This window comes from Rhizobium sp. NFR07 (assembly GCF_900111905.1).
In the GTDB taxonomy this organism is placed as follows: domain Bacteria; phylum Pseudomonadota; class Alphaproteobacteria; order Rhizobiales; family Rhizobiaceae; genus Neorhizobium.
Genome location: NZ_FOKM01000005.1, coordinates 171,699 through 185,221 on the forward strand (window position 1 = coordinate 171,699; position 13,523 = coordinate 185,221).

Sequence of the window (13,523 nt, forward strand, 5' to 3'; positions counted from 1 at the left end):
TCCCCTGCCCGAGCGTCTTACTTGCCGCCGAAGATCTTGGTGATCTCGCCGAGCGTTTCCTTGCGCTTGCCGTAGACGGCAGCGTTGTCGAACTTCAGCAGCTTCAGATCGCCGATCAGCGGGCGATCGGCCGGGATGTCGGTACGGGCCGGCATCAGCATCTGGGCGGCAACCATCTTCTGGCCTGCGTCGGACAGCATGTAGTCGATGAACTTCTTCGCCTCGTCCTGGTTCTTCGACCAGTTGAGGATCATCGCCGGACGCGGCGCGATGACCGTGCCGGAAGCCGGGAAGACGACCTCGACCGTTTCGCCCTTCTTGGCGGCGGCGAGCGTGATGTAGTCGACAGCGCCGAAGACGGCGGCCTTGGCGCCCTGCAGAACCGGGTTCAGCGCTTCGGCATTGGCGCCGGCAATGATCGCGCCATTGGCCTGCAGATCCTTGAACAGCTTGAAATCGTCCTGGCCGGCGAGAGCGGCGGTCAGTTCGAAGGACGAGCCAGACTGCGCCGGGTCGGGAATGTTGACCATGTCCTTGTATTCCGGCTTTGTCAGGTCAGCCCATTCGGAAGGCTTCGGCGTGCCGCTCTTGGTGTTCCAGGCGATGCCGAGGGCCGAGATGCCCTGGGCAACGGCGGTGTCGGTCTTCAGGAAGTCAGGAACCTTGGCAGCGTTCGGGCTTGTATAGGACACGAGCCAGCCGCGCTTGGCGAAATCGGTCGCGGTGTCCCAAGAAGCGGAGATCAGCACGTCGACGACCGGATTGGAGGCTTCTGCCTCGATACGGGCCATGACCTTGCCGGTCGTCGCCTGGAAAACGTTGACCTTGATGCCGGTCTCCTTGGTGAAGCCTTCCGACATCTTGTCGATCAGGCTCTGCGGGCCGGCGGTGTAGACGGTGATGTCGGCATGGGCGACGCCGGCCAGAAGCGTGGCGGCAACGACGCCGAGTGTAAGGCTCTTCAGCGACTTGAACATATCCCAAAATCTCCTATTGGGGTGAAGGCAGAGAGTTTTCGAACCAGCGGACCTGGTTGGAATCGATGGCAAGACCGACGCTTTCGCCGGGACGCAGCTTGATGCGGCTCAGGACCTGCAGTTCGACATGGTCGGTACCGGCAAGCGAAACAGTGGCCAGATGCCCGTCACCGCGGAATTGCGAGCGCAGCACGGTTGCAGCCAGGCGGCCGGGCTGCATGTCGCCGGGCATGATGGCCGCGACCGGGATCAACACACGGGCAGTTCCAACGGCACCGGTCGCCGCCGGCATCAGCGCGATATCGCTGCCCTTGAAGTTCCAGCTCTCACCACGACGTTCGAGGTCGGCAATACCGCCGAGACGCAGGAAGTCGGCGACTTCGGGCGTGGCCGGGCGGGCGATCAGCGCGTCGGGAGACGCAAGCTGCTCGACACGGCCGGCGCGCATGACGGCGACCTGATCGGCCAGCGTCAGCGCTTCCGAGTGATCATGGGTCACATAGATGGCAGTGAGGCCGAGCGAGGCGATCAGTTCCGCCAGTTCGCCGACCATGTTTTCGCGCAGCTCGCGGTCGAGGTTCGAAAGCGGTTCGTCGAACAGGATGAGCTGCGGCTCGGCGACGATGGCGCGGGCGATCGCGACGCGCTGCTGCTGGCCGCCGGAGAGATCGCTCGGGCGGCGATCGGCAAAGGCGGACAACCCGACACGCTCCAGCGCCCGCATGGTCCGCGCCTGCCGCTCAGTGCGGCCGATACCGCGCATTTCCAGCGGGAAGGCCACATTGCCGCCGACCGTCATATGCGGCCAGAGCGCATAATCCTGGAAGACCATGCCGAGATTGCGCTTTTCCGGCGGTGCGAAGGCGCCCGTCGCGGCATCCGCCACGACCTTACCCGCGATGGAAACTGAGCCTTTGCTCGGCGCCAAAAGGCCCGCGACCAGACGCAGAAGCGTGGTCTTGCCGCAGCCGGAAGGGCCGAGCAGCGCCAGCGTCTTGCCGCGCCCAAGGGCGATGTCGATACCCTTCAGCACCGTCGTCTGCCCGTAATGCAGCTGGAGGTCAGCCGTCGAAACGGCGGCAGTGGTCGCGTCTGGCTCAGAAGTCATGAAAAACCGGCATCGGGAGGGCGATGCCGGTTGATTATTAAGCGTCGATGACAGTCATGTGACAACGCCCCACTCAAGGTCGCCATACATGCCAAGAAAAACCCAGGGTAGAGCCAGGACTACAAATAGAGCCCTCGCTCAACTAGACGTCGCCGCCTGTCAGCTCCGCGACCATCGAAAGCCCCCGCTTCTTCAGCATCGCTTCCGGATCGGGAAGCTTGCCGCGGAAGGCCTTGTAGGTGACTTCCGGATCGATGGAGCCGCCGACCGAATAGACATTGTTCTTCAGCTTGCGCGCCGTGACCGGGTCGAACACGTCGCCGACCTCTTCGAAGGCGGAGAAGGCATCCGCATCGAGCACTTCCGACCACATGTAGGAATAGTAGCCGGCCGAATAGCCGTCGCCGGAAAAGACATGCTGGAAATGCGGGGTGGCGTGGCGCATCACGATGGAGGCGGGCATGTTCAGTTCAGCCAGAACTTCGTCCTGAACCGCCATCGGATCATCGACGACCGCCTTCGTGTGGAAAGCCATGTCGACCAGCGCCGAGGACGTATACTCGACAGTGGCGAAACCGGCATTGAAGGTGCGGGCCGCGAGAACCTTGTCTAGCAGATCCTTCGGCATCGGCGCGCCGGTCTCGTAATGAACGGCGTATTTTTCCAGAATTTCCGGCACCGTCAGCCAATGCTCGTAAAGCTGCGACGGCAATTCGACGAAGTCGCGCGAGACGCCGGTTCCGGAGACAGAGGGATAGGTGACATCCGACAGCATGCCATGCAGCGCATGCCCGAACTCGTGGAACAGCGTGCGGGCATCCTCGAGCGACAGCAGCGCCGGCTTGCCTTCGGCGGGCTTCGCGAAATTGCAGACATTGTAGATAATCGGCAATTCACCAACCGAACCGTTCTTCAGCGGCAGCTTGTGCTGCGACTGGAACGAGCTCATCCAGGCACCCGAGCGCTTGGATGACCGGGCGAAATAGTCGCCGAGGAACAGCGCCTTCAGCTTGCCCTCGCCGTCGTAGATCTCGAAAACCCTGACATCGGGGTGATAGGCAGGCACGCCCTTGACCTCTTTCGCCTTGATGCCGAACAGCCGGCCCGCAACATCGAAGCAGGCGTCAATGACCTTTTCCAGCTGCAGATAGGGCTTCAGCTCCGATTCCGAGAAGGAGAATGTGCGTTCCCGCAGCTTCTCGGCATAATGGCGCCAGTCCCAGGGCATGACCGGATGGTTCTTGCCTTCCTCGGCAATCAGCCCCGACAAGCTTGCCTCTTCCTCCAGCGCCTTGCCGCGCGCCTTGTCCCAGACCTTGTTCAACAGGCTGTTCACCGCGTCTGGCGTCTTCGCCATCGTGTCGTCGAGCTTTAGCGCAGCATAATTCTCATAGCCGAGCAGTTTTGCCTTCTCGGCGCGAAGCGCGAGCGTCTCGCGCACGATGCCGATATTGTCCCGATCGCCCCCGTTTTCACCGCGCGCCACCCAAGCCTTGAAGGCCTGTTCGCGCAAATCACGCCGCGCCGAGAAAGTCAGGAACGGATCGATGATCGAACGCGACAGCGTCACCGCATAACCGGCCGGCTCGCCGCGATCCTTCGCGGCCGACGCCATCGCATCGCGAAGAAAGGTCGGCAACCCTTCGAGATCAGCCTCATCCGTCAGCAGCAGCGACCAGTCCTTCTCGTCGCCGAGAACGTTCTGCCCGAACTGCGCACCAAGGCCGGCGAGCTTTTCGTTGATCTCCGCCAGCCGGTCCTGCTCGGCCTTTTCCAGCTTGGCGCCGGCCTTGACGAAGCCCTTCCAGTGACGTTCCAGAACGCGTTCCTGCTCGAGCGTCAGGTCGAGTTCCTTACGCTTGCCCCAAAGCGTATCGATGCGGGCAAACAGCGCCGCATTGGTGCCGATCTTGGAATAGTGACGCGACATTTTCGGCGCCATCACCCGTTCCAGCGCCTGGATCGTATCGTTGGTATGGGCACCGGCCTTGCCCCAGAAAAGGGACGAGACGCGGGAAAGCTCGTCACCGGCCACTTCCAGCGCAACGACGGTATTGTCGAATGTCGCAGGCTCCGGATTTCCGCTGATCGCATCGATCTCCGCCTCGTGGCTTGCGATCGCCGCATCGAAGGCCTCCGCAAAATCCTCGTCCTTGACCAGATCAAATTTCGGAAGGCCCTCATGACCATTCCATTCGACGAGAGCGCGATTGACGGGAGCCTGAGCCATGGAATGTTCCTTCTGCGAAAATGACTTGTCGTAAGCATAGGATAGGGGACGCCTGCATCAAGTGTGAGGCGGGACGCATCTCTGCAATAAGCAAGGGGCAAAAATGATGGATATCGGCGATGTGTCCAGCCCATCATTTCAATCCTAACCGTCTTGGGCGGCTTGGGGCGCCTTGCGAGGTCACGCAGACGTTCCGCGATCGCCGCGGTTTTCGATTTGCGCTACAACTGAAAGATAGTAAGGCAGACTTATGACCAGTTTGGCCGAGATATCTTCCGCACCGCCCCTGCGCGACCCGTTGGGCTTCCTCATCGTCGATGCCGCGCGGCTGATGCGTGCGGCCTTCGAGCAGCGCATTTCCGAGGCCGGTCTCGGCCTCACCGCCGGCGAGGCGAGAGCGTTGATCAATATCGCCGATCTCGAGGGCAACCGTCAGCTCGATATCGCGGCGCGGATGGGCGTGGAACCGATGACGCTCTGCGCCTATCTCGACAAGCTCCAGGCGCTCGGGCTGATCGAACGCCACAAATGCTCCGCCGATCGGCGCGCCAAGCGGATCATCCTGACGCCGGCATCGGACGACATGCTGCGCCGGATCCGGGCGGAATTCGAAAAGATCGTCGGGCAGGCCACAACCGGCATGCCTGAGACGGAAAGACGTTGCCTCGCTGCCTCGCTCGCCAAGTTGAACAAGAACCTCCAGGCCAGCCTGCCGCCCTCCTCCGGATCCAATGAAAGCCGCTGATCCCGCCGCCCCGGCACCATTGATGAGTGAACGGCGCACGACGGTGCTCGGCGCCTTCCTGACAGCCATCGGCCCCGTCTCGATGGCGGTCTATACTCCGGCCATGCCCGAACTGGTCCGAGCGTTCGACACGACGGAAGCGGCCATCAAGCTCAGCCTCTCGCTCTATTTCGGCGGCTTCGCGATTGCCCAGCTTCTGGCCGGACCAGTCTCCGACGCTTTCGGTCGCCGCGCCGCCTCGATCGCCTTTCTCGCGATCTATGTTCTCGGTTCGCTGATGGCCGCCATGGCCAGCACGGTCGACGTCATCCTCGCCGGACGGCTCATCCAGGGTATCGGGGCTTCGGTTGGCGTGACCGTTGCCCGTGCCGCCGTTCGCGACCAGTTCACCGGCGCCGAGGCATCGCGGATCATGAACATGATCGGCATCATCCTCGCCATCGGACCGGCGCTTGGCCCGACGGTGGGCGGACTGGCGCTTTCGGCCTTCGGCTGGCAATCGATCTTCCTGCTGATGATCGCCTTCGGCGGCGGCCTGCTCTTAAGCTGCATTTTTCTGCTCAGGGAAACCGCGATTCCGGATCGCTCGCGCCTCAAGCCGGCAACGCTTGTGCGCACCTATGTCAGTCTTCTCGGCGACATGCGGTTTCTCCTTCCGGCGCTCATCCTCGGCGGCTCGGTCGGCGCTCTCTACGCTCAGGGCACGATGCTGCCTTTCGTGTTGATCGACGTCGTAGGCCTCACGCCGACCGAATACGGCATCGGCATGCTGGCGCAGACCGGTGCCTATCTCGCCGGCTCAGTAGCCCTGCGCATGACGTCTAGGCATATGTCCGGCCCCAGGACTGTTTCCATCGGCATCGCCTGCAGCGCGGTCGGCGGAACGTTGATATTCCTGTCTGCCCACCTGATCGACCCGAGCTTCCTGTCGATCATGCTGCCGGTCGGCATCTGCACCTTCGGCATCGCCTTCCTGACGCCTCACATCGTTACCGCCGGACTGGCGCCCTTTCCAAGAGTCGCGGGCTCCGCATCGGCGCTGATGGGCTTCATCCAGATGGGCGGCGGATTTGCCGGCGGCCTTGCGGCTGCCGCCTTCGCCACACCGCTCGCCTCCTTCGGCACGATCATACCGCTGATGGAGTTCATCGCTGTCGGAAGCTATTTCGCCTTCCGGACCATCAGCCGAAGGCAATGAAAAAGCCCCGTGGCCAGATGGCGACGGGGCTCGTGTTCAGCAGCTGATAGAAGGCTTACTTCGTCTGGTTACGCTTGGCGAGCGTGCGTAGGCGAAGGGCGTTGAGCTTGATGAAGCCGGCCGCATCCTTCTGGTCATAGGCGCCCTGGTCGTCCTCGAAGGTAACGAGCTGGTCGGAATAGAGCGACTTGGCGCTCTCGCGGCCGGTGACCATGACATTGCCCTTGTAGAGCTTCAGCGTCACTTCGCCTTCGACATGCTCCTGGCTCTTGTCGATCAGGGCCTGCAGCATTTCGCGCTCCGGCGAGAACCAGAAGCCGTAATAGATGAGCTCGGCATATTTCGGCATCAGCTCGTCCTTGAGGTGAGCTGCACCCCGGTCGAGCGTGATGGATTCTATCGCGCGGTGGGCCGCGAGCAGGATCGTGCCGCCGGGGGTCTCGTAGACGCCGCGCGACTTCATGCCGACATACCGGTTCTCGACCAGATCGAGACGGCCGATGCCGTTGTCGCGACCGTAGTCGTTGAGGGTCTTGAGCAGTGTCGCCGGCGACATCTCGACACCGTTGATCGAGACGGCATCACCCTTGCGGAAGCCGATCTTGATGACGGTCGCCTTGTCCGGGGCGGCTTCCGGCGAGATCGTGCGCATATGCACGTATTCGGGAGCCTCGACGGCCGGGTCCTCAAGAACCTTGCCCTCAGAGGACGAGTGCAGGAGGTTCGCGTCGACCGAGAACGGCGCTTCGCCCTTCTTGTCCTTGGCAACCGGGATCTGGTGCTGTTCGGCGAAGTTCAGGAGGTCGGTGCGGCTCTTGAACGACCAGTCGCGCCACGGGGCGATGACCTTGATGTCCGGGTTCAGCGCATAGGCCGAAAGCTCGAAACGAACCTGGTCATTGCCCTTGCCGGTGGCGCCATGGGCGATGGCATCGGCGCCGGTCTTCTTCGCGATCTCGATCAGATGCTTGGAGATCAGCGGACGGGCGATCGACGTGCCGAGCAGGTAGACGCCTTCATAGACGGCATTGGCGCGGAACATCGGGAAGACGAAATCGCGGACGAACTCTTCGCGGACGTCCTCGATATAGATCTCCTTGATGCCCAGCATCTCGGCCTTCTTGCGGGCCGGCTCCAGCTCTTCGCCCTGGCCGAGATCGGCGGTGAAGGTGACGACCTCAGCGTTGAGTTCGGTCTGCAGCCATTTCAGGATGATCGAGGTGTCGAGACCGCCGGAATAGGCGAGAACGACCTTCTTTACGTCTTTCGGAAGTGCCATGTCGATTTGCGTCCGTCTGTGGTGGTGGCGGCTTTGTTGAGGGCCGCCGGATCGGGAATGGCGGAACTTTTAGCGAGTTTGCGAAGGCACGCAAGAAAAACCGGGTGATGCAGTATCAGAGATGGCGTCGCACGTTCATGCGCTGGTGAAGGATGCGGACGATCACAACGAACCCGTGCCTATGTCGATAGATGATCCGATGCGAGCCCGATGACCAACTCAGTTAACCTGCGCGAATATCGTCGATGGGCTTTCCACGCCTTGCACCCTCTGCCAAGCCATCCATCGCAGAAACCAGCTCGCGGTAATACGTGTTCGCTTGTTTGACCGACCAACTGTCTCGAGTGTAAAGCCAGATTTCAGCGAGATCGCGGTTTGCTCGTGGGGAGAGCTTGTATCCAGCTTGCTTAGCCGACATGCTTGCGATGCAACTCGACTAGGAATTCCTCGGGGTCAAACGGTTGCGGGTCTCCCGAAGCTTCGCCCTCGTCGATCGCCGTGCGGATCGCCTCGATGGCTTCCTCTTCGCTTTCTTTCAGCAGCCGTAACGCCTCTTCGACGACCTCGCTCTCAGACGCATAACGTCCGCCATCGACCTGCTTCCTGACGAACGCCGTCAGCTCCTCGTCCACCTTGATCGACTTGATCTCGCCCACCGGCTTGGCTCCGCTTCAATATCCCGTCATGTTGACGCAGTAGCCAGACATACCATATCCGCCCAACCTTTGAACCGTACCTTTTAATGGCAGCGCCCAAGAGGAGATCTCCCATGGCCGTTACTCATCCCGCTTTGAAGAAAGACAATGTCGCCGTCGTTACCGGCGCCGCCTCAGGCATCGGGCTCGCCGCTGCCAAGGAATTTGCCCGCATGGGCCTTTCCGTCGTGCTGGTCGATCTGGAAGGCGACAAGCTGGCCGAGGCCGCCCGCGAAGTGGCAAGTCTTGCCGAAGGCGGCGATCATGATGTCGCTGCAATCGGCACCGACGTGTCCAAGCCGGAAGAGCTGGCCGCGCTGGAGCGCGCTGTCGTGCAGCGCTTCGGCCGTGTCCATGTGCTGATGAACAATGCCGGCATCCAGCCCGGCAGCAGCATTTTCGGCCCTCAGGCGAACTGGGACAACGTGCTCGCCGTCAATCTGATGGGCATCGTCAACGGCAGCCGCATATTCGGCCCGGCGATGATCGCCCATGGCGAGCCAGCGCTGATCATCAACACAGGCTCCAAGCAGGGCATCACGACCCCTCCGGGCGATCCCGCCTACAACGTCTCGAAATCAGGCGTGAAAACCTTCACCGAAGCGCTGCAGTATGAACTCCGCAATACCGAAGGCTGCCAGGTATCCGCACATCTCCTGATTCCCGGCTTCGTTTTCACCCCGCTCGCAGCCGGTGGTCGCACCGAAAAGCCGGCAGGCGCCTGGACCTCGGAACAGACGGTCGAGTTCATGCTGCAAAGTCTCGAACGCGATGATTTCTATATCCTATGCCCCGATAACGATGTCGACCGCGCAACCGACGAACGCCGCATGGCCTGGGCGATCGGCGATGTCATCGAGAACCGTCCACCGCTGTCGCGTTGGCACCCGGATTTCGCCGACGCATCAAAGGAATTCATAGCAGGCAACTGATTCATTGATTTGGCAGCATGCCGAAAGCCGGATAATCAGGATCCCCGATCATCCGGCTTTCGAGTGTGACCATGGAATTCCTGCCGAGCCTGCCTGCCCTGCTTGCCTTCACCGCCGCCGGCCTTCTTCTGGCGATAACGCCCGGACCGGATATGACGCTGTCGATCAGCCGGGCACTCGGACAGGGTCGCCGCCCGGCGCTCTATACGGTCCTCGGCACCAGTCTAGGCGTCGTCTGCCACACGCTGCTGGTGGCCTTCGGTATCTCGGCGCTGATCACCGCCTCGCCGACTGCCTTCTTCATCCTGAAGACCGGTGGCGCCGCCTATCTTCTCTGGCTTGCCATCCAGGCGATCCGCTTCGGCTCCAGCCTGTCGGTCGAAAAGGTCGAGCGCCCGCAGAGCAGCGCGCTCGCAAACGTTTCTGTCGGCTTTTGGGTGAACATATTGAACCCGAAGGTCATCATCTTCTTCATGACCTTCCTGCCGCAGTTCGTCACCGCGACGGACCCGCATGTCACGGGCAAGCTGATCTTCTTCGGGATCTATTTCATCGTCATCGGCATGCCGGTGAACCTGATCGTTGTGCTCGCCGCCGATCGCCTCTCGGCCTGGCTGCAGGCGAACCCGAAGATCCTGCGCGGCATCGACTACACCTTTGCCGGCGTCTTTTCCGTGTTCGCGGCGAAGATATTTTTCACTCAGGCAAAGTAATTAGTGAGAGGAGTGCTTTTTCTCTGCGTCGCGGCGATCGTGACGCGTGACGTAAAGCATGATGCCGGCAAAACTCAACATATCGACCGGCGCGATCATGAATGACAGAAACTGTGCAAGCTCATTCGTCATCTTCAAGACCCTTTAAAATACGCCTCGCCACCAAAAATGTAGAGCGGTGGAGATGAGAATGCAAATCACGATGGTCGGCACAAGAACAGGCCATGGTGGGGCCTGTGAACTTGTTGCACTGATAGACGGCGCCAAGGCACCGACGGCGAAAACCGCTATAGCGCGCACGTTTAAGTAGGTCGCTGTTAGCTTCGTCCCTTCGTTGCGGACGAGGTTTGCCATCAATCGTCTTCGCCGTGACCTGCGATCATCATTGCTTCGAATGCCAGACGCTCGGTCTTGCGCATGCGTTCCGATTCCGACTTCAACTGGCCGCAGGCGGCGAGGATGTCGCGGCCGCGCGGGGTGCGGATCGGCGAGGCGTAACCCGCCTGGTTGATGAAGTCGGCGAACTTCTCGATCGTCGCCCAGTCGGAGCACTGGTAATTCGTGCCCGGCCAAGGGTTGAACGGGATGAGATTGATCTTCGCCGGAATGCCCTTCAAGAGCTGGGTCAGCAGCTTGGCATCCTCCAGGCTGTCGTTGACGTCCTTCAGCATCACATATTCGAAAGTGATGCGGCGCGCATTCGACAGGCTCGGATAGGCACGGCAGGCGTCGAGCAGGTCCTTGAGCGGATACTTCTTGTTGATCGGCACCAGCATGTCGCGCAGTTCGTCGCGCACGGCATGAAGCGAGATTGCCAGCATGACGCCGATCTCTTCACCGGTACGATAGATTTCCGGCACGACGCCGGAGGTCGACAGAGTGACGCGGCGCTTCGACAGCGACAGGCCATCGCCGTCGGTGGCAATCAGCAGCGCGGTCTTGACGCTCTCGAAATTGTAGAGCGGCTCGCCCATGCCCATCATGACGATATTGGTGACCTTGCGCTCGCCGGTCGGCACGAAAGCGCCCGGTGGCGTGTCGGCACCCGGGAAATCGCCGAGGCGATCGCGCGCCAGCAAGAGCTGCGCGAGGATTTCCTCCGATGTCAGGTTGCGGACGAGTTTCTGCGTGCCCGTGTGACAGAAAGAACAGGTGAGCGAACAGCCGACCTGGCTGGAAATGCAGAGCGTACCGCGACCTTCTTCCGGGATGTAGACGGTCTCGACCTCGACCGGACGACCGGCACCACGCGGCGGAAAGCGCAGCAGCCACTTGCGCGTGCCGTCATTGGACACCTGCTCTTCGACGATCTCGGGACGAGCTATGGTGAAATGCGCCTTCAGCATTTCGCGCATGTCCTTCGCGACATTGGTCATCGCATCGAAATCGGACACGCCGCGGATATAGAGCCAGTGCCACAGCTGGCTGACGCGCATGCGCACCTGCTTTTCGGGAACGCCCTTTTCCTTCAGGGCATTCGCCATCATCTCGCGCGTCAGGCCGATCAGCGACGGCTTGGCGCTGAAGAGGTCCGGATTAGCGACCAGAGGGGCCTTGATCTCGACGGGTGCGAGAGCCGCGGAAACCGACATGTCTTTCATCCTGTCCAACAGATGCCGAGCACGCACTTCATCAGGGTGCATCGTCTGGCATAACTATCCGTGAATTCCTGTGGTTCGCAAAGCGCTGCTCTTCAAAGCATAGCGCGGAACCAGTGTTGCCGCGGCCTTTAGCATCAAATCAGGGCCACGTCACTATCGTTGCAGAACAGGGCTGCAATGCGAAAAGGCCGGACGAGCCGGCCTTCAGCAGAATTTCGAAAGGCAAACCCGCTTACTTGCAGGATTCAATCTGCTTCAGCGCGGCGGAAATGCCGGCGAGCTGATAGGTGTAGGAAGTCTTGGTGCCGCGACCGGAAACGGCGCTGACGCTCATCGAGCTTCCGCTCTTCATGGCAGCGACGAGTGCCGGCTCTTCGGCAGCGTTCTCGACCCAGGCAGCCTTGTCCTTGGTGAACATCGTGAAGTTCTTGCCGTCGACCGTCACGGTGACCTTGGAATTGGCCTGCAGCGAATAGCCGACCATGGCCTGCGGTTCGTAGGAAATGTTCTGGCCCGGGCGCTGCGAGACGATGAAGAAGATATCACCGTGGTCGACGTTTGCCGGCTCCTTGGTTGTGGGCACGGACAGGACATAGCAGACGGTGCTGTTGCCGGACTTGTACGAATAGGCACCCCAGGCCTTGAACTGCTGGATACGGGTCGGCGTCTGGGCCGAGGCGAAGCCTGCGCTTACGAACGTAAGAGCGAGTGCGATTGCGACTGTGCGTGCGAACATGGGTTCCTGCCGGGTCTGTTATACGTGACGTCTCAGCCGAAGAACTGTGTGAGACGGGCCATGATTAGGTTCATTTTGACTTAATTCTGGTTACCAATCCGTCAACACCGCGATGGTCTGCATACTAGTTTTGCAGACCATTTCCATGAGCCTCGGCTCGAGGAGAGACAGCCCGTCGCGGCATGAGCGGGAACTCGGTGGGTTGTTGTGTCAATGACATAACGAATTAGGCAAGAGTTTGTCCTCTTCCAAACTCCGGCAATGACATTAGTATGGCCGCATATGATGCGAATCTAAGTCAGAAAAAATTGCGTAGTCTGGATGCAGGGTGAAGACAGGGACGATTTTGCGCGCCTGGCCAGAGCAGTGGCTGAGCAGCGCGATCAAGCAGCCTTCGGCCTGCTCTTCGACCATTTTGGCCCGCGCCTGAAATCCTGGCTTGTTCATCAGTCCGTTGCCGTCGATGAAGCCGAAGAACTGGTACAGGAAGTGATGACCATTCTCTGGCATCGCGCTTCGCTCTACGACCCGCAGAAATCCTCGCTGTCCACCTGGCTGTTCCGCATTGCACGCAATCGCAGGCTGGATGCCCAGCGGCGTGCCCGCGGCAAACAGGCCCTCGGCGAAACCGAATGGCTCCTGATAGAGATGGAGGCGACGGATTCGCTTCTCGAGGGCGAGGAACGGGATGCCCGTGTTCGCCGCGCCCTGAGCCAGATCCCCGGCGAACAGATGAAGTTGGTGCAGGCCGCGTTCTTTCTCGGGCAGTCCCATTCGGAGATCGCCGCCGCGACGGGCCTACCGCTTGGTACGGTCAAATCACGTATCCGGCTGGCCTTCCAACACTTGCGCAAGGCGCTGGAAGGTACCTCACCTATCTAGTCGCAGGTGACCGTTTCAGGCCTTCTTGCCGGCCTCTGGCGCCTGGATGTCCGGATTATCCGCCAGCACCCGGTCGGCGGCGTCATAGTGCCGATCGGCGATATGCCCCTGGATCATCTTGAGGGCAGCCGCAATCACCGCCATGTCGTCGGTAAAGCCGACGCCGACCAGCACGTCCGGCAGGAAATCGAAAGGCAGGATGAAGTAGGCGAGCGCCGCGAGCAGGATCCCGCGCACGCGCATCGGCGTCTTGGGGTCGACCGCGCAATAGTAGGACGCGACAAGATCCCGGCTGAAAGGAACATAACGCGCTGCCCGCTTGAGCGTCGGCCAGAACTTGGCCCGCACCTGTTTTTCCCGGCGCGTCTGGGTGTCTTCATCACCAGGAAGAAGGATTTCGCCGATTTTAACGTCGTCCATGGAAGCT

14 protein-coding genes are annotated in these 13,523 nt (G+C 60.9%); 5 read left to right on the top strand and 9 right to left on the bottom strand.

Features of this window, described 5'->3' with window-relative positions:
* Positions 1-17 precede the first annotated feature (17 nt).
* The 3 genes from BM216_RS12785 to BM216_RS12795 all read right to left on the bottom strand — a co-directional run bounded on the left by BM216_RS12785 (position 18) and on the right by BM216_RS12795 (position 4,315).
* Positions 18-977 carry an ABC transporter substrate-binding protein gene (locus BM216_RS12785; RefSeq protein ID WP_092999561.1) on the bottom strand — a complete coding sequence of 320 codons (960 nt, stop codon included), beginning with the start codon at positions 975-977 and terminating at the stop codon, positions 18-20.
* Between the two features lie 13 nt (positions 978-990).
* Positions 991-2,085: an ABC transporter ATP-binding protein gene (locus BM216_RS12790; protein WP_092999562.1), complete on the bottom strand. Its 1,095-nt coding sequence runs from the start codon at positions 2,083-2,085 to the stop codon at positions 991-993.
* Positions 2,086-2,227: 142 nt separating this feature from the next.
* Positions 2,228-4,315: a M3 family metallopeptidase gene (locus tag BM216_RS12795; protein ID WP_092999563.1), complete on the bottom strand. Its 2,088-nt coding sequence runs from the start codon at positions 4,313-4,315 to the stop codon at positions 2,228-2,230.
* 250 nt (positions 4,316-4,565) lie between these two features.
* On the opposite strand from BM216_RS12795, the gene BM216_RS12800 reads away from it, so the two are divergent.
* Complete coding sequence (locus BM216_RS12800) at positions 4,566-5,060, top strand: MarR family winged helix-turn-helix transcriptional regulator (RefSeq protein WP_092999564.1); 495 nt, start codon at positions 4,566-4,568, stop codon at positions 5,058-5,060.
* A gap of 22 nt (positions 5,061-5,082) precedes the next feature.
* Entirely contained in the window at positions 5,083-6,258 is a 1,176-nt protein-coding gene (locus BM216_RS12805; protein WP_092999565.1) for a multidrug effflux MFS transporter, read from the top strand.
* A 55-nt stretch (positions 6,259-6,313) separates the two neighbouring features.
* Here the strand turns inward: BM216_RS12805 and BM216_RS12810 are convergent, their stop codons facing one another.
* Both BM216_RS12810 and BM216_RS12820 read right to left on the bottom strand, forming a co-directional pair.
* Positions 6,314-7,537, bottom strand: a complete 1,224-nt coding sequence (locus tag BM216_RS12810; RefSeq protein ID WP_092999566.1) for an argininosuccinate synthase — start codon at positions 7,535-7,537, stop codon at positions 6,314-6,316.
* A 407-nt stretch (positions 7,538-7,944) separates the two neighbouring features.
* Positions 7,945-8,193, bottom strand: coding sequence for a type II toxin-antitoxin system ParD family antitoxin (locus BM216_RS12820; protein WP_092999568.1), 249 nt, complete (start codon positions 8,191-8,193; stop codon positions 7,945-7,947).
* 113 nt (positions 8,194-8,306) lie between these two features.
* Here BM216_RS12820 and BM216_RS12825 point away from each other — a divergent pair, with 113 nt between their 5' ends.
* Both BM216_RS12825 and BM216_RS12830 read left to right on the top strand, forming a co-directional pair.
* Complete coding sequence (locus tag BM216_RS12825; RefSeq protein WP_092999569.1) at positions 8,307-9,164, top strand: SDR family NAD(P)-dependent oxidoreductase; 858 nt, start codon at positions 8,307-8,309, stop codon at positions 9,162-9,164.
* 71 nt (positions 9,165-9,235) lie between these two features.
* Positions 9,236-9,877, top strand: a complete 642-nt coding sequence (locus BM216_RS12830; RefSeq protein ID WP_092999570.1) for a LysE family translocator — start codon at positions 9,236-9,238, stop codon at positions 9,875-9,877.
* Here the strand turns inward: BM216_RS12830 and BM216_RS35015 are convergent, their stop codons facing one another.
* The 3 genes from BM216_RS35015 to BM216_RS12840 all read right to left on the bottom strand — a co-directional run bounded on the left by BM216_RS35015 (position 9,878) and on the right by BM216_RS12840 (position 12,214).
* Positions 9,878-10,009 (bottom strand): hypothetical protein, encoded by a 132-nt coding sequence (locus BM216_RS35015; RefSeq protein WP_280141678.1) that lies wholly within the window; start codon positions 10,007-10,009, stop codon positions 9,878-9,880. It abuts the gene before it with no gap.
* Positions 10,010-10,230: 221 nt separating this feature from the next.
* Positions 10,231-11,469, bottom strand: coding sequence for a dual-specificity RNA methyltransferase RlmN (gene rlmN / locus BM216_RS12835; protein ID WP_092999571.1), 1,239 nt, complete (start codon positions 11,467-11,469; stop codon positions 10,231-10,233).
* A gap of 241 nt (positions 11,470-11,710) precedes the next feature.
* Complete coding sequence (locus BM216_RS12840; RefSeq protein WP_092999572.1) at positions 11,711-12,214, bottom strand: invasion associated locus B family protein; 504 nt, start codon at positions 12,212-12,214, stop codon at positions 11,711-11,713.
* Between the two features lie 321 nt (positions 12,215-12,535).
* Here BM216_RS12840 and BM216_RS12845 point away from each other — a divergent pair, with 321 nt between their 5' ends.
* Entirely contained in the window at positions 12,536-13,096 is a 561-nt protein-coding gene (locus tag BM216_RS12845) for a sigma-70 family RNA polymerase sigma factor (RefSeq protein ID WP_092999573.1), read from the top strand.
* Positions 13,097-13,111: 15 nt separating this feature from the next.
* On the opposite strand, the gene BM216_RS12850 is transcribed toward BM216_RS12845, so the two are convergent.
* Positions 13,112-13,516 (bottom strand): YkvA family protein, encoded by a 405-nt coding sequence (locus tag BM216_RS12850; protein ID WP_092999574.1) that lies wholly within the window; start codon positions 13,514-13,516, stop codon positions 13,112-13,114.
* Positions 13,517-13,523 lie beyond the last annotated feature (7 nt).